This window comes from Xanthomonas sp. NCPPB 3218 (genome assembly GCF_056725185.1).
The window spans coordinates 781,051-803,291 of record NZ_CM161516.1 but is presented as its reverse complement, the minus strand read 5'-3'; the positions used below and the strand labels follow the sequence as shown (position 1 = coordinate 803,291).

Here is a 22,241-nt window from a genome sequence, read left to right as displayed (position 1 = left end):
TTTCACGCGGCCACCGACCAACTCTCTAGTGCGGTGCCCTCGCCGTCAGAGGATATAGCGGCTCAGGTCCGGGTCCTGCACCAGTTCGCCGAGCTGCGCATCGACGTAGGCCGCATCGACCGTGACGCTCTGGCCATCGCGATCCGGCGCCTCATAACTCAGCACATCGAGCAGACGCTCCAGCACCGTATGCAGGCGGCGCGCGCCGATGTTTTCCTGCCGCTCGTTGACCTGCGCGGCGATCTCGGCCAGGCGCTCCACTGCATCCGCGCCGAAGGTCAGGCGCACACCCTCGGTCTGCAGCAGGGCTTCGTACTGCTTGATCAACGCCGCCTTGGGCTCGGTGAGGATGCGCACGAAATCGGCCTTGGTCAGCGCGGTCAATTCGACACGGATCGGGAAACGGCCCTGCAATTCGGGAATCAGATCGCTGGGCTTGGCCAGATGGAACGCGCCGGAGGCGATGAACAGGATATGGTCGGTCTTGACCGTGCCGTACTTGGTAGACACGTTTGAGCCTTCCACCAGCGGCAGCAGATCGCGCTGCACGCCCTCGCGACTGACATCGCCGCCGTTGGAGCCGGCTTCGCCACGCTTGGCGACCTTGTCGATCTCATCGATGAACACGATGCCGTGTTGCTCGCAGGCTTCGATCGCCGCCGCACGTACGTCGTCTTCGTTGACCAGCTTGCCGGCTTCTTCTTCGATCAGCAGCGGGCGCGCGGCCTTGATGGTGAGCTTGCGCTTCTGCGACTTGCCGCTGCCCAGGTTGGAAAACATCTGCCGCAGCTGCTGGCCCATTTCTTCCATGCCCGGTGGGGTCATGATGTCCATGCTGGCGTTGACCGCCACTTCCAGCTCGATCTCGCGCTCGTCCAGCTCGCCGCTGCGCAGCATGCGGCGGAACTTGATGCGGGTGTCGTTGTCCTGCGCCGAGGGCTCGTTGCGCGCCGCTTCCGGATCGAACCCGATCCCGGCCGCACGGCGCGGCAGCAGCGCATCCAGGAGGCGGTCTTCGGCGCGTTCTTCGGCCTGGTTGCGCACGCGCACCTTGGCCTGTTCGCGATACAGCTTGACCGAGGTGTCGGCCAGGTCGCGAATGATCTGTTCCACATCCTTGCCGACATAGCCGACCTCGGTAAAGCGCGTGGCTTCCACCTTGACGAACGGCGCATTGGCCAAGGTGGCCAGACGCCGCGCGATCTCGGTCTTGCCGACGCCGGTCGGGCCAATCATCAGGATGTTCTTGGGCATCACCTCGTTGCGCAGCTCTTCGGGCAGCTGCATGCGGCGCCAGCGATTACGCAGCGCGATGGCAACCGCACGCTTGGCATCGTGCTGGCCAACGATATGACGATCGAGCTCCTGCACGATTTCGCGCGGAGTCATGGTTGAGGTATCGGAATTTGGCATTGGGGATTGGGGATTCGTAAAAGCGGAGTAGGAACGATCGATGCGTGTCCGGGCGCAGGGAAAGGAGTGCTTTTGCGAATCCCCAATCCCAAATCCCGATTCACAGCTCTTCGACCACCACATTGCGATTGGTATAAATGCAGATATCGCCGGCGATGTTGATCGCTTCGGTGGCGATGGTCTTGGCATCGAGTTCGGTGTGCGCCAGCAGCGCGCGGGCGGCCGAGAGGGCGTACGAACCGCCCGAACCGATGGCGATGATGCCGTCTTCCGGTTCGATCACGTCGCCGGTCCCGCTGATGATCAGCGAGGTTTCCTTGTCGGCGACCGCAAGCAGCGCCTCGAGCTTGCCCAGGCGGCGCTCGGTGCGCCAATCCTTGGCCAGCTCCACGGCGGCACGGGTCAGTTGCCCATGCTTGTCGAGCTTGGCTTCGAACAGCTCGAACAGGGTGAACGCATCGGCGGCGGCACCGGCAAAACCGGCCAGCACCTGCCCCTCGCGGCCGAGCCGGCGCACCTTGCGCGCATTGCCCTTCATGACGGTGTGGCCGAGGGTGACCTGGCCATCGCCGGCAACGGCGACATGCCCACCACGCCGAACCGAGATGATGGTGGTGGCGTGAACGATGTTGGGGTTCTGGCTGGGGTCCATGGGTCCTCCGGGGGTTTCCAATGAGGTGGGGACGCCCCTGCCGGGTTCAAGCATGCTGCGCGCATGCGGCGCGGGCGACTGATGCAGCGCGCTCAGACGGCAGACAGCATGCGTCTGCGCTCCCGGCACGCAGCGATTGAGCAGCCGCACACGAGAACGATTGGGAGCGTGGTGTGCGCTTCGGGATGAACCGGGTGATCGTCGCCGGCGCGGAGACGCTGCTGCGCAAACCTGTCACCGCAGTATGCGGCCGTCATATGCGCATCACTGCAAGAAACGCTCCGGCCCGAATAACCACGCAGGCCCGCGCATGGATCCGCGTACAGGCACCGATGCCTGCGCTCTTGCCCCTCTCCCAATGCGATAGGGGCTCAAGACCGGCGATTCGCACGCGGCGGTACTTCAGAGAAGTGGTTAACCGCTACGCGCAACACACGCCGCGCCACTCACTCAGCAGCTTTCTTGCGCCTGGCGCGCGGATGCGCGGCGTCGTAGACCTTGGCCAGATGCTGGAAATCCAGATGCGTATAGATCTGCGTGGTGGCGATATCCGAATGGCCGAGCAATTCCTGCACGCCGCGCAGGTCGCCGGAGGATTCGAGGATATGGCTGGCAAAGCTGTGCCGCAGCATATGCGGATGCACGTCCTTGAACATGCCCTGCCGCACTGCCAGTTGCTTGATGCGGATCTGCACTGCGCGCTGCGAAATCGCACCGCCGGCGCGGCCGGGGAATACATGCGTATCGGCACGCCCGCAGCTGTCGCGCAGCCAGTCGCGCAGCGCGCCGACCGCATGCGAGCCCACGGGCACCAGGCGCTGCTTGCCGCCCTTGCCGAGCACCATCACCAAGCCGCTGTCCAGATCCAGGTCGCGCCAGCGCAGCGCGCAGAGCTCGCTCAGGCGCAGCCCGGACGAATAGAACAGCTCCAGCAAGGCGCGATCGCGCAGGCCCAGCGGCGCGTCGGTGGGCACCTCGACCAGACGCACCGCTTCATCGGCATCCAGTACCTGCGGCAATTTACGCGGCGCCTTGGGCGCACGCAGCGCCGCCGCCGGGCTTGCGGCGATGCGGCCATGCTTGAGCAACCAGGCGTAGTAACTGCGGCATGCCGACAGGCGACGCTGCAGGCTCTTGGGCGACAACCCGCGCCGGTGCTCGGCCGCAACGAACTGCCGCAACTGTGCGCTATCGAGCTGCGCCACATCGTCGATGGCCTGTTCGCCGGCCCAGCTCACCAACGCAGCAAGATCGCGCTGGTAGGCATCCAGCGTATGCGCAGACACCTGCCGCTCGACCTGCAGATATCCCAGGAAATCGTCGACCGACGCCACCTCAGACTCCCCGCTGCCGCACCATCGGCGCGGCCATCCAGCGCAGGCTGCACGCATCGGCGCACCCTGCACGGCGCATCATGTGTCGAAGCGCTGCAAGGCCACGCCCAGGGACTCGCCCATCATGCGCAGGAACAAGGTGCCCATGCCGGGATAGAAACGATTGGCGTCGCTGCTGCCGACTGCAATCAGCCCGATGCCGGGCAACGGCAGCAGCGCGGTGGATTGCACGTTGGCAGCCTGGTCGGCGTACAGCAGCGCGTGTTTTTCCGCCTGCAGGCGGCCGCAGATCGGCTCGCCGTCGCTCAGGCAATCGCGGAACGGGGCAAGCCGCGCATCGTCGGCGGCGATGACCTGCAGCCAGTCGGCCTCCAGGCCGGTGACCGGCTTGAGCAACACCAGCCGCACCAGTTCGCCATTGAAATCTTCCGCCAGCGAGGCGGCCATCGCCTTGAGCGTGTCGGCCGCGCTGGTCTGGCGCATCAGCGCCAGGGTCAGTTGATGCGTGCGTACCGCCAGGCGCTCGTTGTCCTGCGCATTGTGGCCAAGCTCGTGCAGGCGCCGCGACAGCTCGCGGTTCTTGTCGCGCAGCACTTCCAGCTGATAGGTGGCCAGCGAGGCGGTGGGGCCGTCGTCGCGCGGCACCAGCAGACTCACCGCCAGATCCGGGAACTGCTTGAGGAAGGTCGGGTGGCGCCGCAACCAGGTTGCCACTTCGTGCGCGCTGAATTTATCCGTGTTCTCGCTCATCAGTTCCACTCTCCATCGAAGACGAACACGGCCGGACCGGACATCACGACGTCCTGTTGTTCGCCGGCCCAACGGATGCGCAGCTCGCCGCCGGGCAAGGACACCTGCACGTCGCGCTCGACACGGCCACGCTGCATCAGCACCACCGCCGCCGCGCAGGCACCGCTGCCGCAGGCCAGGGTTTCGCCGACGCCGCGTTCGAACACACGCAGGCGCACATGCGTCGGGTCGACCACCTGCACGAAGCCGACGTTGACCGAATCGGGGAACGCGGCGTTCTGCTGCAACAGGCCGCCGACGCGTTCCACCGGCGCCGCCTCCACCCGCCCCACTTCCACCACGGCATGCGGGTTGCCCATCGACACCGCGCCAAAGCGCACGGTTTCGCCATGCACCGGCAGCGCGTATTCCTCGCGCGCATGCGCAAAGCCGGCCAGCGGGATCTGCGTGGGCTCGAACTGCGGCACGCCCATCGCCACCGCATAGGTGCCGGCGTCCAGACGCTGCACGCGGTGGGAGGTGAACGGGCTATCGATGACGAAGTCATCGCCCTGCGCGGTGCCGTCGCGCACCAGCCAGGCCGCCACACAGCGCGCGCCGTTGCCGCATTGGCGCGCGGCCGAGCCGTCGGAATTCCAGATGCCGTACGCGGCCACCGCCTCGCTGCTGCGCGGGGGTTCGATGGTTAGGATCTGGTCGCAGCCCACCCCGAAATGGCGATCGGCCAGGCGTGCGGCCAGCGCAGCATCCGGCGGCGGCGTGCCGTCGCGCAGGTCCAGCAGCACGAAATCGTTGCCGGCGCCATGCATTTTGGTGAAACGCAGACGCCCGCTGCGGCCGTCAGCGCTCATTGCCGCTGCTAGCGGGCTGGTCGGTGGTGGATGCGGGCTGCGTATCGGTGTTCACCGGCGCAGGCGCGGGCGAAGACTCATCCAGCGGTTGCGGCGCATCCGGCGGCTGCAGCACCGGCTGGGCTTCCACCGGCACAGGCTTCTGCGGCATCACCAGCGGGCCCTTGTTGCCGCAGGCGGCAAGCAGGACAAAGGTCGCACCAACCAGTGCGAGACGAACAGACGGTCGGGACATGATGCTCATGGCCGAAGTATAGCCAGAACACCCTGACTGCCGTGCGCTCAATGCGCAGCGGGCAGCGCGCGCGGTGGCGGCTCGGGACGCAGCCACAGCCAGATCGCCACCACCGCCATGCTGCCGATCGACAGGCATTTGACCCAGAACACCGGCACGCACCACAGCATGATGCCGGCGCAGACGGTCATGGTGAGCGTGGCCATCCACTTGGCCTTGCGGCTGACCGCGCGATAGGTCTGCCACTCGACGATCGCCGGGCCGAAGCGCGGGTGCGAGAGCAGCCAGTTGTGCAGACGCTCGGAGCCGTGCGAGGCGGCCCAGGCGGAAATCAGGATGAACACGGTCGTCGGCAGGCCGGGCACGAAGATACCGACGATGCCGGTCGCCAGGCTGGCGTAGGCCAGCAACCACCAGGCCCAGCGGAATCGAGTCGGTCGCGTCATGGGTAAATGATACGGCCAGCGGGCGCCGAGATGGTCCGGGCATCCCCTTCTCGCACCGGGAGAAGGGGCCCGAAGGGCGGATGAGGGGACGTCTGCACGCGGGGATGGTGGGGGCCTGCTTACGAATCCCGAATCCCGACTCCCCAATCCCCGCCCCTCAACTACTTGACCCCGAGCTGATCCAGCACAAACGCATAGGACTCGGCGAGTTCGCGGTAACGGCGGAAGCGGCCGGACTTGCCGCCGTGGCCGGCTTCCATGTTGGTGCGGAACACGATCGGCTGGGTACCGGTGTTGTCGTCGCGCAGCTTGGCCACCCACTTGGCCGGCTCCCAGTACTGCACCTGCGAATCCCACAGACCGGTGCCGACGAACAGGGCCGGGTAGGCCTGCCTGGTCACGTTGTCGTACGGGGAGTAGGACAGCATGTAATCGTAATAGGCCTTCTTTTCCGGGTTGCCCCACTCGTCGTATTCGTTGGTGGTGAGCGGGATGCTGGCATCGAGCATGGTGGTGACCACGTCGACGAAAGGCACCTGCGCGACCATCACGCGATAGTCCTGCGGGGCCATGTTGGCCACCGCGCCCATCAGCAACCCACCGGCGCTGCCGCCGGAGGCGGCGACGCGATCCTTGGCGGCATAGCCCTGTTCCACCAGGCCGCGGGTGACGTCGATGAAGTCGGTGAAGGTGTTCTTCTTGTGCAGCAGCTTGCCGTCGTCGTACCACTGGCGGCCCATTTCCTGGCCGCCGCGGATGTGCGCGATGGCATACACCACGCCACGGTCCAGCAGGCTGATCGCCGGCAGGTTGAACGCCGGGTCCATCGACATGCCGTAGCTGCCGTAGGCGTACTGGAACAACGCCGCAGTGCCGTCCTTCTTGAAGCCGCGCTTGTAGACCAGCGACACCGGCACCTTGACGCCGTCACGCGCGCTCACCCAGGCGCGCTCGGTGACGTACTTGCCGGCGTCGTAACCGATCACCGGCTGCTGCTTGAGCAACTTGCGCTCGCCAGTCTGCGTATTGAGTTCGTACGTCGTTGCCGGCGTGGTCAGCGAGGTATAGCTGTAACGCAACCACGCGGTGTCCGGCTCGGAATTGACCGCCAGGCCCATCGAATACGCAGGCTCATCCGCCTTGACGTACTCATGACTGCCATCACCCTTGAGCAGGCGTACGCGTTCCAGCCCGCCGGAGCGCTCTTCGATCGCGGTAAACCCGTCGAACAGCTCGAAGTTTTCGATATAGACCTTGTCATCGTGCGCCACCCAGTCGGTCCACTGCTTGCGCGTGGTCGCATCGGTGGGTGCGGTCACCAGCTTGAAATTCTTGGCGCCATCGGCATTGGTGCGGATCACCCAACGGCCATCGAAATGCTCGGGGTGATATTCGACATCGCGCTCGCGCTTGGCCAGCAGAGTGAACCGCTCGGGATTGTCGGCCGGCGCATAACGCGTCTCCGACGACACCGTGCTTTCCACGCCGATGGTGATGTACTTGTCGTCGCGGGTACGGCCGATGCCCATGTAGAAGCTGTCGTCCTTCTCCTCGTAGACCAGTACGTCGTCCTTGGAGGGCGTGCCCAGCACGTGTTTCTTCACCCGCACGGTGAGCAGCGTTTCCGGATCGTTCTCGACATAGAACAGGGTCTTGTTGTCGTCGGCCCAGACCACGTTGGCCGACACGCCTTCCACCGTATCGGGGTAGATCTCGCCGGTATCCAAGTTCTTGAAGCGGATCGTGTACTGGCGACGTCCCACCGCATCGTCGGCCCAGGCCAGGATGCGATTGTCCTGGCTCACTTCCGCATCGCCGACGCTGAAGTAGCCCTTGCCCTGCGCCATCTGGTTGACGTCGAGCAGGATCTGTTCCGGCGCATCCATGTTGCCCTTGCGGCGCGCCTGGATCGGGTAGTCCTTGCCGGCCTCGAAGCGCGTGTAATACCAGTAGCCACGCTCGCGATACGGCACGCTGGCGTCATCCTGCTTGATGCGCCCGACGATCTCGGTATACAGCGCGTCTTCCAGCGGCTTGAGCGGCGCCATCACCGTGTCGGTGTAGGCGTTCTCGGCGTTGAGGTAGGCCAGCATCGCCTTGTCCTCGCGCTTGTCGTCGCGCAGCCAGTAGTAGTCGTCGCTGCGGGTGGCGCCGAACGGGGCCTTGACCACATGCGGACGCTTGGCCACGTCCGGCGGCGACGGGAGAGCTGCGAAGGCGGAGGGAACAGATGTGGTCATCAGGCTGGCGATCAGAAAGGTGAGGACAGGCTTCATCAGATTGGGGTCCGTTGGATGAACGCAATGCCATCCCAGCGCCCGAGTGTGGAAGAGGCCGGCCGGGAGCGTCATGTGCCCGAGGTCATGCTGCTCTATCCTCTTCGGTATGGACTCCCTACATTCGCATGCCCCCCGCTACAGCCGCCGCAGCCAGGACATCGCGCCGTTTCATGTGATGGCACTATTGGCGCGCGCCAATGCGCTGGAACAGGCCGGCCACGATGTGATCCACCTGGAGATCGGCGAACCGGATTTCACCACCGCCGCACCGATCGTCGCGGCCGGACAGGCCGCACTGGCGGCCGGACACACCCGCTACACGGCCGCCCGCGGCCTGCCCGCGCTGCGCGCCGCCATCGCCGGGTTTTACGCGCAGCGGTACGGCTGCGCTATCGATCCGGAACGCATCCTGGTCACTCCTGGCGGCTCCGGCGCATTGCTGCTGGCCAGCAGCCTGTTGGTCGACCCGGACAAACACTGGCTGCTCGCCGACCCCGGCTATCCGTGCAACCGGCATTTCCTGCGCCTGGTCGAAGGCGCCGCGCAACTGGTGCCGGTCGGCGCAGACACCGATTACCAACTGACGCCAGGCCTGATCGACGCCTGCTGGAACGCCGACAGCGTCGGCGCGCTGGTCGCCTCGCCGGCAAATCCCACCGGCAGCGTGCTGCCGCGCTCGCAACTGGCCGGCTTGTCACAGGCGCTGCATGCGCGCGGCGGCCACCTGGTGGTGGACGAGATCTACCACGGCCTGACCTACGGCATGGATGCGCACAGCGTGCTGGAAGTGGACGACAGCGCCTTCGTGCTGAACAGTTTTTCCAAGTACTTCGGCATGACCGGCTGGCGCCTGGGTTGGCTGGTCGCCCCGCCCGCAGCGGTGCCGGAGCTGGAGAAACTCGCGCAGAATCTTTACATCAGCGCCTCGACGATCGCCCAGCACGCCGCACTGGCCTGCTTCACGCCCGACAGCATCGCCATCTTCGAAGCCCGCCGCGCCGAGTTCCAGCAACGCCGCGACTATCTGCTGCCCGCGCTGCGTGCACTGGGCTTGAACATCGCCGTCGAACCGCAGGGTGCGTTCTACCTGTATGCCGATATCAGCGCATTCTCGGACGATGCCCAGGCCTTCTGCGCGCATTTCCTGGAAACCGAGCATGTCGCCTTCACCCCCGGCATCGACTTCGGCCACCACCGCGCCAACCAGCATGTCCGCATCGCCTATACGCAAAGCCTGCCGCGCCTCGAGCAGGCGGTAGAACGGATTGCACGGGGTTTGCAACGTCTTTGATCGAACCAGCGCCAGTGCGCACGGCGCATCTCGTCGAGCAGCGCCTGGACGTGGCCGCAGGTTCACTGCCTTGATGTAACAGCCACGACTGCGATTTGCCGCTGCTTTTGCACTGCCGTTTGTGGTTTGGCTCGACCTGAAGCGAGACCAGCGCCGCAGCCGCGCGTGGCCGCAAGGGCGCCCTGCTGGGCGTAGCCCGTGGCGTGCGCGCGTACCCTCATCCGCCCTTCGGGCACCTTCTCCCGATGGGAGACGGAACCAATAAAAAAGCCCTGGACCATTCGGCCCAGAGCTTTCTTCAACGCAGCACCTGATCAAGACAACTCGAATTACCGAGCTGCCTTGGGTCGGCAACTCAATCCGCCAGCCGCTCCCACAGGAAGCTGTAGGCCAGCGCCGCCATGTGTGCGGCCTGTGCGTTGTTGGCCGCGCCGCCGTGGCCGCCTTCGATGTTCTCGTAATAGGTCACGTCCTTGCCGGCCTCGATCATCTTGGCGGCCATCTTGCGCGCGTGGCCCGGATGCACGCGGTCGTCGCGCGTGGAGGTCAGGAAGATCACCGGCGGATAGGTCTTGCCCGGGTCGAACAGGTGGTACGGCGAGAAGGTCTGGATGAACTTCCAGTCGTCGGTGTCCGGGTTGCCGTATTCGGCCATCCACGAGGCACCGGCCAGCAGATGGCTGTAGCGCTTCATGTCCAGCAGCGGCACCTGCACCACCACCGCGCCGAACAGCTCCGGATACTGGGTCAGCATGTTGCCGGTCATCAGGCCGCCATTGCTGCCGCCCTGCACGCCCAGATGCCTGGTCGAGGTGATCTTGCGCGCGACCAGGTCCTTGGCCACCGCAGCCATGTCTTCGTAGGCCTTGTGGCGGTTCTGCTTGAGCGCGGCCTGGTGCCAGCGCGGGCCGTATTCGCCACCGCCGCGAATGTTGGCCACCACGTAGACGCCGCCCTTTTCCAACCAGGCGCGGCCCAGTCCGCCGGAATAATTGGGCGTCATCGAAATCTCGAAACCACCATAGCCGTACAGCAGGGTCGGCGCGCTGCCATCGAGCTTCAACGCCTTGGGGCGCACCAGGAAATACGGCACGCGGGTACCGTCCTTGCTGGTGGCAAAGTGCTGCTCGATGCTGTCCTTGCCGGCATCAAAGAACGCCGGCATGGCCTTGAGCGGCTGCGGCGCGGTGCCCACCTCCACCCACGACAAGGTGGTCGGGGTCAGGTAGTCGGTAACGGTCAACCACAGCGCGTCGCTGTCGTCGCTGTCCACCGCGCTGACGTCGACGGTGCCGAACGCCGGCGCACCGACGAAGGCGCTCTTCTTCCAGCCATCCTGCCCAGGCGTGATCACGCTCAGGCGGTTCTTGACGTCTTCCAGCACGTTCAACACCAGGTGCGAACGCGTCCAGGCGATACCTGCCAGCGAGGTGCTGTCGGTGGGCTCGAACAGCACATCGAAGCTGCGCTTGCCGGCCATGAAGTCGTCAAAGCGCGTCGCCAGCAGCGAGCCGGCCTTGTAGGTCTTGCCGGCCACGGTCCAGGGTTCGCGCAGTTCCAGGGTCAGCCATTGCCGCTTGACCGACTTGCTGGCCGAGTTGGGCGCATCCACCTTGACCAGCTTGCCGTCGGCACCCTTGAGATACAGCTCCTCGTTGTAGAAGGCCAGCGTGCGGCTGACGAAATCGCGCTCGAATCCGGGCGTGTCGTCGTGCATCGCGGCGATGTACATGTCGGTCGGCTTGCCCTCGTACACCACCGTGGCGGCGCTGAGCGGAGTGCCGCGCTTCCACTGCTTGGCGATGCGCGGATAGCCGGAGCTGGTCATTGTGCCGGCACCGAAATCGGTGAACACGTAGACGGTGTCCTGGTCGATCCAGCCCAGCCCGCCCTTGGATTCGGGGCGGAAGAAGCCGTCCTTGACCCACTGCTTGCCGGCCAGGTCGAACTCGCGGGTGACATCGGCATCGGCGCCGCCGCGCGACAGCGCGATCAGGCAGCGCTGGTAATTCGGGCGCAGGCAGTCGGCGCCGTGCCAGACCCAGTTCTCGCCTTCGGCCTTGTTGAGCGCATCCAGGTCCAGCACCGTTTCCCACTTGGGCGCCGGCTTGCGGTATTCGTCCAGCGTGGTGCGCCGCCACAGGCCGCGCTCGTGCTGCTTGTCCTTCCAGAAGTTGTAGTAGTACTCGCCGATCTTCTGCACGCCGGGAATCTTCGCGTCCGAATCCAGCACTTCGCGGATGCTGGTCTCCATCTGCTTGAAGGCCGGCGTGGCGGCCAGGCGCGCCTCGGTCTTGGCGTTCTGGGCCTTGACCCAGTCCAGCGACTTGGCGCCGGAAACATCTTCCAGCCAGGCGTAGGGATCGTTGGACACGGCGGTTTCCTCTGCAGAGACGGCGCCAGCGGTGATCAGACCGGCAACCAGGCAGATCGAGGCGAGTTTGGACATGAATGTTTCCGGGAGAACGAACGCCGGGAACGTAGCATAGCCCTCCGCCGCCCGACCCTGCCGAAGGTCAGGCCGCGCGCGCCTGTGTCGCCGCACGCGACGTGCTGCGTCGGCGTTGCGCCTGCGGCCCGCGCCGACGTGGCGCGCCGCGCCGCGCACCGGGCCGCACCAGTGCCGGCAACGCGAACCGGTGCAGGCTCCACCAGGCCAGCATTGGCATGCCGACCAGCCACAGCGGCAGCCAGCCGATCCACTCGCTGTGGCCGCGCGCGGCTGGCCACACCAGCACCAGGGCCAGGCCGGCCAGGGCGATCTGCCGGACCGGGCGCAGCACGCGCGGGTCGGGACGTTCGGAACGACGGGAAGGACGAATCGACATGGCGGCACTCCGTGGCAGGAAGGATCAGAACAGGCCGGCAGGATTGCCTTCGCCCATCTCACCGGCTGCGACCTAGCGGCGAAAACCGGAGAGACCGCCTTGCCGGGTGCCGGCACCGCAGCGCGATAACCACCGCCAGGCCACCAACGGCCCCCTCTTCCGCACCCGGTCCCGGGCGCCCGGTTGCCACGTTTGAGGCAGCCGCGTGCGCCAGACCCGACCGTTGACGCGAACTTGCCCCCTGCATGCGGTAGTGTGCTGCTCCAACTGCCCCTTTGTGATGTTGCGATGCGCCTGACCGTTACGATCGCCCTCGCTTTTCTGTTCGTCCTCGGCCTGCCCGTGGCATCTGCCAAGGACACGCCTGCCAGCGAGCCGGCGGTCGATCTGTCCAAGATCATGGGCACCTGGTACGTGATCGCGCGCATGCCCAACCCGGTCGAGCGCGGCCATGTCACCAGCCGCGACGAATACACCCTGGTCGAAGACGGCAAGGTGGCGGTGCGCTATGTGTACCGCGAGGGCTTCGGCGAGCCGGAGAAAGAGGTCAACGCGCGTGCCTCGGTGGATGCCGAGAGCGGCAACCGCGACTGGCGGGTATGGTTCTACAAGGTCATCCCGGCCAAGCAGCGTATCCTGGAAATCGCACCGGACGGTTCGTGGATGCTGATCTCCTACCCCGGCCGCGACCTGGCCTGGATCTTCGCGCGCAAGCCGGACATGAGCCGCGACCAGTACCGCAAGCTGGTCGACAAGATGCGCGACGACTATTCCATCTACACCGACAAGCTCAAGCGCGTGCCGCAGCTGCGCGAGCAGGTGGACCGCCTGGGCTTTGAAGTGCCCAACAAGCGCTGACATTGGCAGGCCGGTCGGTTACCCGGCCGGCGTCGATTGTTCCAGGCGTCAGCCGACTGGATGCGCCGGTCGGGCAAACCAGGCGCGCGGCGTCGCGGCCGACACCGATCTCCACTTCATGTGCCAGCCTCCTGGCGCGGTTTCCGGACGCAGCGCACAACACCGACGCGCGCAACCGACGATGGTCATATCAGTCAGCACGCCGCGGGGGGCGCCGAATCAGCACCCTCACCGCGCGGGCACCTGTCGCATGACGACTCGCGCCCCGCGCTACGGCCCGGCCACGCTCAGTCGTAATTGCTCAAGGCCAACGACAGCAGTGCCTTGGCCTGCTCGCGCAGCGAGACCGGCTCGACGATTTCCGCATCCGAGCCGTAATGCAGCACGTCCATCAGCAGTTCGCGCGAGTTGCTGTACGGCACTTTGAGCTCGTAACGGCCATCGGCCAGAAAGCGGCCCTGCTGCTTGGAGTGCCAGTGCTCGTCGGCGACCCAGCGCGCGGCCTTGGCACTGAACACGATGGTCGCCCAGCCCTTGGGCGCGCCGGAAAAAATGCCGTAGCTGGCTGCCAGCTGCTCGTCCAGCTCGCTGTCGGGCACATCGCGCGGCACGCTCTCGAGCAGGCGTGCGTGATTGATGCGGTCCACCGCAAAGCTGCGCACGCCATCGCGGCCGTGGTCCCAGGCGTCCAGGTACCAGTTGTCGCGGTAGTGGGTGATACGCTGCGGGGACACCGTGCGCTTGGTCGATTCGTCGGTGGAACGGGCGCGGTAGTCGAAGCTCAGCTGCTTGCGCTCCAGCACGCCGGAGGCCACGGTGCGGAAGCTGGCTTCGTCCAGCTTGCGGCCGCGGTGCGGAATCACCCGCACCCGGTCCACCGGCCATTGCGACACGCCGGCCTGAGCGGCCAGCAGCCCTTCGATGCGTTGCTGCAGCGGCGCCAGCATCGAGGACAACACTCCGCCACCGGTGCGCGCCAGCAGTTGCTGGGAGGCCAGCAGCGCATGCAGCTCTTCCGAACTCAGCCACAGGCCGGGCAATTCGAAGCGGTCGCTTTCGCCGGAGAGATAGCGGAACCCCGATTCGCCGTCGCCTTCCACCGGCGCCATCAGCGCATCGCGCAGAAACGCCAGGTCGCGGTACACGGTTGCGCGGGAACAGCTCAGCTCATCCTGCAGCCGCGCCACCGTGACCGGGTAGCGCGCCGATTTGAGCAAGCGATGCAGGGAGTTGATGCGTTCGTAGCGGTCCATGCGTCGATTATGTCCGAGTCTTTGCGTGGCAGGGTGAGCGTCGCTGTACACCGGCAATCATGCCTGGATCGGCGCCACCACTGCGCGCGGGCGGGCGGGCCGCGGGCCGGCAGCGCGCGCAGGCCGGGCCGGGTTGCGGTGCGCGTAGCCGCGCCATCCGCTGCCGTTGCGCGAGCCGACGCCCGAACCCCTTCTGAAGCGCGGCGTTCACTTACTCATGACGCAGCCGCTCAGTCCGTTATCATGAAATCGCTTCCACCCTCTTTCGCCCCTGTCCTCCAAAGCGAGCCGCCCATGTCCCGCCGTGCCCCGTTGTCTGCCCTGCTGCCGCTATTGTTGATCACGCCCACCGTCTGGGCCCAGGCAGTCGCACCGGCCCCGGCGGACCCTGCCGCAGCCGTGATGCCGTCGCCGTGGGGCGGGAGCAGTGGCGAGCTCGGCTATGCCGCCGCCCACGGCAACAGCACCACCGACAGCCTCAATGGCCGGATCCGCCTGCGCTATACCGACGGCGACTGGATCCACAGCCTGGATGCCACCGCGCTGCGCTCCAGTTCCGAATACACCAACACCAACGACGACGGCAGCACCTCGCGCGAGCGCCAGACCACTGCCGAGCGTTACACCGGCAGCGCCGGCAGCGCGCTGCAGTTGGGCGAGCACCGCCAGCTCACCGCCACCGGCCGTTACGAACACGACGACTTTGCCACCTACGACCGCCTGGCCACCTTCGGTATCGGTTACGGCACGCGCCTGATCGATGCCGAGCGCTTTTACCTGGATGCGCAGATCGGCCCGGGTATCCGGCGCGCGCACAACAGCGACGAAGACCGCAACGAGACCGGGCTGATCGGGCGCGGGCTGTTCGACCTCAAGTACACCGTCACCGACAACACCGACCTGATCAACACGCTGCTGGTGGAATCGGGCGAATACAACACCTACGCGCAGAACGATTTCGGCGTGCAGGTCAGCATGAACTCGCACTTCGCGCTCAAGGCCGCCTGGCAGATGCGCCACAACAGCGAGGTCAGCGACGGCGACAAGAAGACCGACACCCTGACCACGGTCAACCTGGTCTATACGTTCAAGTAAACACCCGCAAGCGGTAGGAGCGGACCTGGCCGCGAAGGGCGTTCCCGGTAGAGCCTCTCGCGGCCGGGGCCGCTCCTACGAAGAGCGCAGCTTGCCGGACAGACCCTGCGCGACGCGGCGGTCAATGGGCCCAGACATTCGACTACGCAACCGCAATCTGTAGGAGCGGACCTGGCCGCGAGGGCTTTCCCGGTAAAGCCTCTCGCGGCCGGGGCCGCTCCTACGAAGAGCGCAGCTTGCCGGACAGACCCCGCGCGACGCGGCGGTCAATGGGCCCATACGTTCGAATACGCAACCGCGAGCGGTAGGAGCGGACCTGGCCGCGAGGGCATTCCCGGGAAAGCCTCTCGCGGCCAGGGCCGCTCCTACGAAGAGCGCAGCTTGCCGGACAGGCCCCGCGCGACGCGGCGGTCAATGGGCCCAGACATTCGACTACGCAACCGCGAGCGGTAGGAGCGGACCTGGCCGCGAGGGCGTTCCCGGTAAAGCCTCTCGCGGCCGGGGCCGCTCCTACGAAGAGCGCGCCTTTGCCGAAGAGGCCCCTGCGCGACGCGGCGGTCAATGGGCCCAGACATTCGACTACGCAACCGCAATCTGTAGGAGCGGCCCTGGCCGCGAAGGGCTTTCCCGGTAAAGCCTCTCGCGGCCGGGGCCGCTCCTACGAAGAGCGGGGGTTGCGTGGGGGCGGGCATTGCGTGCGTCGCGGCCAGGTCTGGAGGTTGCGCCTGGGCGCTGGCGTCGATACCGGTCGTGTTACCGGCTGACGCGACGGCGCGTTACAGCTCGGCCAGCAGTTGCGCGGCGCCCTTGTCGAACAGGCCTTGCGCGACCAGGCGGCCGAGGGCCTCGGTGTCGTCAGCGCTGCCGTGCGCCTCGGCGTGGATCAGGCGTCCATCGCTGGCGCTGCCCACCATGCCCTGCAGGAACAGGCCCTGCCCTTCCCAACGCGCGAATGCCGCCACCGGCACATGGCAGCTGCCGTGCAGCGCGCGATTCATCGCCCGCTCCGCTTCCACGCAGGCGCGCGTGCGGCCGGCGTCCAGCACCGCCAACAGGCCGTGGATGCGCGCATCGTCGCCACGGCACTCCACCGCCACCGCGCCCTGGGCCGGTGCCGGCAGCCAGTCCGGGACGTCCAGACGCGCGGTGATGCGCGCATCCAGTCCCAGCCGCTGCAGGCCGGCGCAGGCCAGCACGATGGCGTCGTAACCGCCGTTATCGAGCCTGGCCAGGCGGGTGTTGACGTTGCCGCGCAGGTCGATCAATTCCAGATCCGGGCGGGCCGCGCGCAGTTGCGCCTGACGCCGCAAGGAGGAGGTGCCCACGCGGGCGCCCAGCGGCAGCGCCTGCAGGCTGGCGTAGAGATTGGACACCAATGCATCGGCGGCATCGCCGCGCTCCATGATCGCCGGCAGCACGAAGGGTGCGTCCAGCTCCATCGGCACATCCTTGAGCGAATGCACCGCGCAATCGGCCTCGCCGCGCAACATCGCCAGCTCCAGCTCCTTCAGGAACAAGCCCTTGCCGCCGATCGCGGCCAGCGAACGGTCCAGCACCTCGTCGCCGCGGGTGCTCATCGGCACCAGCGCGACCTCCAGGCCGGGGTGGTGCTGGCGCAGCGCGGCGGCGACGTGTTCGCTCTGCCAGAGGGCGAGCGGGCTCTTACGGGTAGCGATGCGGAGCGTGGTCATCGGGCCATTATCACGGACCGGGCGCGTAACTCCTACCTGGAGCGCACGCCGGCGCCCGCAGCACATTGCCGCGACCGAGCAACGCACCTCACCACACGTGACAGGTCACGCCCTAACGCAATTGCTCGCGCAGGCTGGCCACGCAGCGGCGGCTCACTTCCAGCGGGTGCGGCACGTTGCGCAGCACCGCGTGCACCTGGCCATCGCCGCTGCGGCGCAGTTCCACCAGCTCGGCGCGCGCGACCAGGCAATTGCGGTGGATGCGCACCAGGCGGTCGGCGAATTCGTCTTCCAGCGATTTGAGCGACTCTTCGATCAGGTCCTCGCCGCGGGCGTGGTGGACGATGACGTACTTTTCCTCGGCCTGCAGGTAGCGGATGTCGCCGATGGCGATCAGCCGCAGGCTGCCGCGCAGGCGTGCGCACAGATGCGTGCGCAACGGCGGCGGCGTGGCGCTGGGGGTGCGCCCGGCCAGGAAGGTGGCCACCTTTTCCAGTGCGGCGGCCAGGCGTTCGGGGCGCACCGGTTTCATCAGGTAGTCCAGCGCGGCGGCATCGAAGGCCGACAATGCATGCTGGTCGTAGGCGGTGCAGAACACCACCGCCGGTTGCGGCTGGCTCTGGCGCAGCAGGCGCGCGGTTTCCAGGCCGTCGACGCCGGGCATGGCGATGTCCAGCAACACCAGGTCCGGATGCAGGTGATGGCACTGCTGCAGCACCTGCTGGCCGTTTTCGGCCTCGCCGATCACTTCGACATGCGGATGTTCGCCCAGCAGCAGGCGCAGGCGCTCGCGCGCCAGCGGCTCGTCATCGGCGATCAGCACCCGCACTTGCGTGGCCGTCATGGACATCCCCCTTCGCTGCAGCGACTCCCCCGTCACGACAGCGGCAATGTGATCTCACAGGCATAGTAGCCCTCGGCCCAGCTGGCCGCCATCCGTGCCCCGGCCCCGAACTGGAACGCCAGCCGGTGCGAGATGCTGGCCTGGGCATGCCCGGCCCCGGCCACCAGCGGCAACTGGGTGCCCGGCTGCGGGGCCGGATTGACGATACGGATCTGCAACTGGTTGCCGCGCTGGCGCAGCGACAGGTACAGCGTGCCGCCCTCGGGCATGCGCGAGACGCCGTGCAGCACGGCGTTTTCCACCAGCGGCTGCAGCACCAGGCGCGGCATCGGCAGCTCCCACGGCAACGGCTCCTGCCGGTGCCAGCGCACCTGCAGGCGCTCGCCCAGGCGCAGCGATTCGATCGCCAGGTAGCGTTCGGCCAGTTCGCATTCGGCACGCAGGCTGGACATGCCTTCGCCGGCACCGAGCGCGGCGCGGAACAGATCCGACAGGTCCAGCACCGCCTGCTCGGCTACCACCGGGTCGCGGCGCAGCAGGCTGGCGATGAGATTCATGCTGTTGAACAGGAAATGCGGACGGATGCGTGCCTGCAAGGCATCGGCCTGGGCACGCGCATTGGCCTGCACCTGCGCTTCCCAGCGGTCGCTGACGTAGAAGTAGCGCAATGCCAGCGCGGTGATCAGCACCACCGTCGCCGCGCTGCCCAGGGTGAAGCGCCAGAAGCCGACCAGGGGACCGAGCGGAGCCTGGTCGAGCGCCGCGTACAGGGCGTGCACGATTCCGGCGCCGAGCATCGCCACCACCGCGGCGATCGACAGCGCGGCCAGCCCGCCCACCCGTGGCGGCAGCCGCGACAACGCCGGCCGCAGGACGCATAACAGCACGCTGACCGCCAGCGCCAGCCATAGCGCCAGGCCGCTGGCAGAGACAAAGCGCGACAGGGTGATACTGCGCGCCGCACCGGCGTCGGGCACCAGGGTCACCACCAGCACCACCAGTTCGGCCAGGCCCAGCATGGCGCCCAACCGCGGCAGCCGGCACAGGTCCGGCATCCAGGCGGTCTGGGGCGCGTGCTGGGCCATGGCCTCAGGCGGCGGTGAAGCGCGCCTGCATCCAGGTGCGCAAGGCCTCGATTTCTTCCAGGCAGACCTGGTGGCCCATCGGGTAGGTGTGCCAGTCCAGTTCGAAACCGAGCGTGCGCAGGGTCTGCATGCTGGCCTGGCCGGCACCGAACGGCACCACCGGATCGGCGGTGCCGTGGGCCATGAACACAGGTTGGCGGGCAGCGACCGGCTGCAGCTGGCTGGCGGCCGCCGCCGGCTCGGGCAGATAGGTGGACAGGGCGATCAACCCGGCCAGCGGTACGCTGCGCTGCAGCCCGACCGCCAGGGTCACCGCGCCGCCTTGCGAGAACCCGGCCAGCAGCATGCGCTCGGGGGCGATGCCGCGGGATTGCTCATGGGCGATCAGTGCCTCGACCTGGGCCACCGATTCGGCGATGCCGGCCTTGTCGGCGCGCGTGGCGAAATCCATGCCGACGATGTCGTACCAGCCGCGCATGCGCACGCCGTTGTTGATGGTGATCGGGCGGATCGGCGCATGCGGAAACACGAAGCGCAGCGCCGGCCAGTCCGGGCGCACCAGTTCCGGCACCATCGGGGCGAAGTCGCTGCCATCGGCGCCCAGGCCGTGCAGCCACAGCACGGTCCATTGCGGGTTCGGTCCGGTCTCGCGTTCGATCACTTCCAGCATTGTGCAGCTCCGCTTGCGGGCCGAGCATTATGCCTTGCGCCATCGGCCAGACCGATCACGGGCCGGCCGAGCCGGACAGCCCGACCGTTCTCGCCGCTTGGTGCGCGCCGCTGCCCCGGCGCGACAGACGCGCAGATCGCAACGCGCACCGATCCAGCCATGCGCCGCCTGCGCGCTCAGATCAGCGACGGCTCCAGTGCGGCGGCACGGCGCAGCTCGGCAGCACGCACCAGCACCTTGGGCGGATCGAGCTCTTCGGGAATGCAGAAGATGCCGGCGCGGCGCAGGGCCAGGCCGGTGCGGCGCAACGAGGTCACAGCCACGACCGGGATCGACACCGCCATGCCCACGATCACTGGCGCCATCCAGGCCGCCAGCGATGGCGACACCGTATAGGCCACCGCGCCCATAAACAGGCCGAACACGGTCAGCCCGCCGTAGCTGCGCAACAGCGCCGGCCACGACAGCTTGCCGTCGTCGCGCACCTGCGCATCCCAACCCGAATCCTTGCCGGCCAGCACCTCGAACACGCCGCGCGACTGCAGGTACATCACCACCGGCGCCATCAGCGCCGCCAGCACCGTTTCCAGCAGGATGCTCAGCAGCGCGCGGATGGCGCCGCCGCAGGCACGCAGCTCGCGCGGGTTGAGCAGCAGCGCGATGTAGCCCAGCAGCTTGGGCGCCAGCAGCACGAACATGGTGCAGACGAAGATCCAGATCGCGTTGCCCTGGCTGCTGCCATGCCAGTAACGGGCGGGCGAGAACGGCAGGTCGCCGGCCAGATCGATCCCGCCACCGGCCAGCGGAATGCCGATGCCAATCAGCATCAGCAGGCCCCACATCGGCGCAGTGAAGTAATGCCCGATGCCGATCAGCATGTGCATGCGGCTGATCCAGTGCAGGCCCTTGGCGCCGACCACCTTGGCGTGCTGCAGGTTGCCCTGGCACCAGCGGCGGTCGCGGATCAGCAGGTCGGTCAGCGTGGGCGGGCCTTCCTCATAGCTGCCCTGCAGGTAGGGCACCATGTGCATGGCCCAGCCGCCACGCCGCATCAGCGCCGCCTCGACGAAGTCGTGGCTGAGCACATGCCCGCCGAACGGCTTGCGCCCGCGCAGCGACGGCAGGCCGGCGTGATCGGCGAAGGCCTGGGTGCGAATGATGGCGTTGTGGCCCCAGTAGTTGCTCTCGGCGCCATGCCACCAGGCCACGCCGAAGGCGATGATCGGCCCGTACACGCGCCCGCCGAACTGTTGCATGCGGGCAAACAGCGTCTGCCCGTTGACCACCGCCGGCAGGGTCTGGATCAGGCCCACGTCCGGATTGTTCTCCATGCCGGCGACCAGCCGCACGATGGTGTCGCCGGTCATCACGCTGTCGGCGTCCAGGATCAGCATCTGCGGGTAGTTGCCGCCGAAACGGCGCACCCAGTCGGCGACATTGCCGGCCTTGCGCGCGGCATTGTCGGCGCGGCGGCGGTAGAAGATGCGCCCGTGTCCGTCGACGCGGTCGCACAGCTCGTTGTACACCAGTTCTTCGGCACGGCCGATGTGTTCGCGGGTGGTATCGCTGAGCACGAAGAAATCGAAATGCTCCAGCTGGCCGGTTTCGGCCACCGATTCGTAGATTGCCTGCAGGCCGGCCAGCAGCCGGCGCGGGTCTTCGTTATAGGTGGGCATCAGCAACGCGGTGCGCGTGTGCAGGGTCGGCAGCGGCGCTTCCGGGTCGATGCCGAGCTTGCGTCCGGCGCGCGCCACCACGGTGACGAAACCGGCCACCGCGCTGGCGAAGGACATCGCGATCCAGGCAAACAGCAGCACGAACAGGCCGAGCAGGCAGCCTTCCAGCACGCTGAGGCCATCGGGCCACAGCACGCTGAGCATCACCCACACCGCCACGGCGGTGGTGGCGAAGGTACCGCCGATCAGATAGAAGCGCCGCACGCCGATGCCGACCGGCGCGGTGCGCTGATGCGGCACCTGCAGACGGCCTTCGCGCAGGGATTGCTCGGGCATGGCCAGCGGCGCTTCCGGTGGCAGCGTGGGCTGACCGGCGTCGAGGGCGGAAACGGGGGGAAGATCGGTTGGTGCGGGGGAAAGAGTCACAGTGCCGTCCATCAAGGCTGCCCGCCGCACGATCGCGGCAGTGTGGGCTGACGCGGGAGATCCCTACCCGCTACGCGTGGCGACGTCGCCGCATGCACCGCAGTCCGGGCGAGCCCGGCAGTGCGGGACCACGTCGCAGAATTGGCAGCTCTAAGACCACTCCGATGCACAAGCTCTCCTGGCTGCGACGATGACGTCGCGGCTCATCTTAAAGAATCGACCGTTAAAGGAAACGAAGGCCGCGCTGCAGTCTTCGCCCCACCCGACGAGGACCGCGCGGCAGACTACGCCGCAGCGACCGAACGCTACCCCAACAGATTGCAGCCTGGCACGCGTGCTGTCACGGGCGGCAAACCGCACTGTCATATCAGACAACTGCAAGTGATGTGCCAGGACCTGCAATCGGTTGCAGCGCCAGCCTGCCGGCGCGCGCGATCAAGGCGATGGGCTGAGCGCATCTAAGGCATTCTGTCGCGCGTCATGGTGGATCGGAATAAGCGATGTCGGGCTTGGCCCACGTGGGCGCAGTGCACGAAGGCTGCGTTGCGCCTGTAATCGCCGGCA

General features: G+C 67.0%; 19 protein-coding genes. 3 read left to right on the top strand and 16 right to left on the bottom strand.

Features of this window, described 5'->3' with window-relative positions; genetic code table 11:
* Nucleotides 1–45 precede the first annotated feature (45 nt).
* The 8 genes from hslU to AC1PLS_RS03445 all read right to left on the bottom strand — a co-directional run bounded on the left by hslU (nt 46) and on the right by AC1PLS_RS03445 (nt 7,957).
* Nucleotides 46–1,413, bottom strand: a complete 1,368-nt coding sequence (hslU, locus tag AC1PLS_RS03480) for an ATP-dependent protease ATPase subunit HslU (protein ID WP_024940232.1) — start codon at nt 1,411–1,413, stop codon at nt 46–48.
* 100 nt (nt 1,414–1,513) lie between these two features.
* Nucleotides 1,514–2,065, bottom strand: coding sequence for an ATP-dependent protease subunit HslV (gene hslV / locus AC1PLS_RS03475; protein ID WP_005997221.1), 552 nt, complete (start codon nt 2,063–2,065; stop codon nt 1,514–1,516).
* A 446-nt stretch (nt 2,066–2,511) separates the two neighbouring features.
* On the bottom strand, nt 2,512–3,399 hold the full coding sequence (gene xerC / locus AC1PLS_RS03470) for a tyrosine recombinase XerC (protein WP_184432196.1): 888 nt from the start codon (nt 3,397–3,399) through the stop codon (nt 2,512–2,514).
* A 78-nt stretch (nt 3,400–3,477) separates the two neighbouring features.
* Complete coding sequence (locus tag AC1PLS_RS03465) at nt 3,478–4,149, bottom strand: DUF484 family protein (RefSeq protein WP_160955229.1); 672 nt, start codon at nt 4,147–4,149, stop codon at nt 3,478–3,480.
* On the bottom strand, nt 4,149–5,000 hold the full coding sequence (dapF, locus tag AC1PLS_RS03460) for a diaminopimelate epimerase (protein ID WP_065032127.1): 852 nt from the start codon (nt 4,998–5,000) through the stop codon (nt 4,149–4,151). The genes AC1PLS_RS03465 and dapF overlap by 1 nt, the downstream gene beginning before the upstream one ends.
* A complete protein-coding gene (lptM, locus tag AC1PLS_RS03455; protein ID WP_184432198.1) occupies nt 4,990–5,244 on the bottom strand; it encodes an LPS translocon maturation chaperone LptM in 255 nt (84 codons plus the stop codon). Before lptM ends, dapF begins: the two co-directional genes overlap by 11 nt.
* 38 nt (nt 5,245–5,282) lie before the next feature.
* Complete coding sequence (locus AC1PLS_RS03450) at nt 5,283–5,681, bottom strand: YbaN family protein (protein WP_046345683.1); 399 nt, start codon at nt 5,679–5,681, stop codon at nt 5,283–5,285.
* Nucleotides 5,682–5,842: 161 nt separating this feature from the next.
* Nucleotides 5,843–7,957 carry a S9 family peptidase gene (locus AC1PLS_RS03445; protein ID WP_481104205.1) on the bottom strand — a complete coding sequence of 705 codons (2,115 nt, stop codon included), beginning with the start codon at nt 7,955–7,957 and terminating at the stop codon, nt 5,843–5,845.
* Nucleotides 7,958–8,066: 109 nt separating this feature from the next.
* Here AC1PLS_RS03445 and AC1PLS_RS03440 point away from each other — a divergent pair, with 109 nt between their 5' ends.
* On the top strand, nt 8,067–9,251 hold the full coding sequence (locus AC1PLS_RS03440) for a pyridoxal phosphate-dependent aminotransferase (protein ID WP_184432201.1): 1,185 nt from the start codon (nt 8,067–8,069) through the stop codon (nt 9,249–9,251).
* A 355-nt stretch (nt 9,252–9,606) separates the two neighbouring features.
* Here the strand turns inward: AC1PLS_RS03440 and AC1PLS_RS03435 are convergent, their stop codons facing one another.
* Nucleotides 9,607–11,700 (bottom strand): prolyl oligopeptidase family serine peptidase, encoded by a 2,094-nt coding sequence (locus AC1PLS_RS03435; RefSeq protein ID WP_104608321.1) that lies wholly within the window; start codon nt 11,698–11,700, stop codon nt 9,607–9,609.
* Nucleotides 11,701–11,767: 67 nt separating this feature from the next.
* Nucleotides 11,768–12,079 (bottom strand): hypothetical protein, encoded by a 312-nt coding sequence (locus AC1PLS_RS03430; protein ID WP_024940223.1) that lies wholly within the window; start codon nt 12,077–12,079, stop codon nt 11,768–11,770.
* Between the two features lie 288 nt (nt 12,080–12,367).
* On the opposite strand from AC1PLS_RS03430, the gene AC1PLS_RS03425 reads away from it, so the two are divergent.
* Nucleotides 12,368–12,937, top strand: a complete 570-nt coding sequence (locus AC1PLS_RS03425; protein WP_039523352.1) for a lipocalin family protein — start codon at nt 12,368–12,370, stop codon at nt 12,935–12,937.
* Between the two features lie 287 nt (nt 12,938–13,224).
* Here AC1PLS_RS03425 and AC1PLS_RS03420 read toward each other — a convergent pair whose 3' ends face one another.
* Nucleotides 13,225–14,190 (bottom strand): helix-turn-helix transcriptional regulator, encoded by a 966-nt coding sequence (locus AC1PLS_RS03420; protein WP_024940221.1) that lies wholly within the window; start codon nt 14,188–14,190, stop codon nt 13,225–13,227.
* Nucleotides 14,191–14,484: 294 nt separating this feature from the next.
* Here AC1PLS_RS03420 and AC1PLS_RS03415 point away from each other — a divergent pair, with 294 nt between their 5' ends.
* On the top strand, nt 14,485–15,285 hold the full coding sequence (locus tag AC1PLS_RS03415; RefSeq protein WP_024940220.1) for a DUF481 domain-containing protein: 801 nt from the start codon (nt 14,485–14,487) through the stop codon (nt 15,283–15,285).
* 776 nt (nt 15,286–16,061) lie between these two features.
* Here the strand turns inward: AC1PLS_RS03415 and hemC are convergent.
* The 5 genes from hemC to mdoH form a co-directional block, all read right to left on the bottom strand.
* On the bottom strand, nt 16,062–16,976 hold the full coding sequence (gene hemC / locus AC1PLS_RS03410; RefSeq protein ID WP_046345689.1) for a hydroxymethylbilane synthase: 915 nt from the start codon (nt 16,974–16,976) through the stop codon (nt 16,062–16,064).
* A 112-nt stretch (nt 16,977–17,088) separates the two neighbouring features.
* Nucleotides 17,089–17,820 carry a LytR/AlgR family response regulator transcription factor gene (locus AC1PLS_RS03405; protein WP_481104204.1) on the bottom strand — a complete coding sequence of 244 codons (732 nt, stop codon included), beginning with the start codon at nt 17,818–17,820 and terminating at the stop codon, nt 17,089–17,091.
* Between the two features lie 32 nt (nt 17,821–17,852).
* Nucleotides 17,853–18,905 carry a sensor histidine kinase gene (locus tag AC1PLS_RS03400; protein WP_024937790.1) on the bottom strand — a complete coding sequence of 351 codons (1,053 nt, stop codon included), beginning with the start codon at nt 18,903–18,905 and terminating at the stop codon, nt 17,853–17,855.
* Between the two features lie 4 nt (nt 18,906–18,909).
* Entirely contained in the window at nt 18,910–19,575 is a 666-nt protein-coding gene (locus tag AC1PLS_RS03395; RefSeq protein ID WP_024937791.1) for an alpha/beta hydrolase, read from the bottom strand.
* Nucleotides 19,576–19,751: 176 nt separating this feature from the next.
* On the bottom strand, nt 19,752–21,689 hold the full coding sequence (gene mdoH / locus AC1PLS_RS03390; protein ID WP_039811277.1) for a glucans biosynthesis glucosyltransferase MdoH: 1,938 nt from the start codon (nt 21,687–21,689) through the stop codon (nt 19,752–19,754).
* Nucleotides 21,690–22,241: the final 552 nt, after the last annotated feature.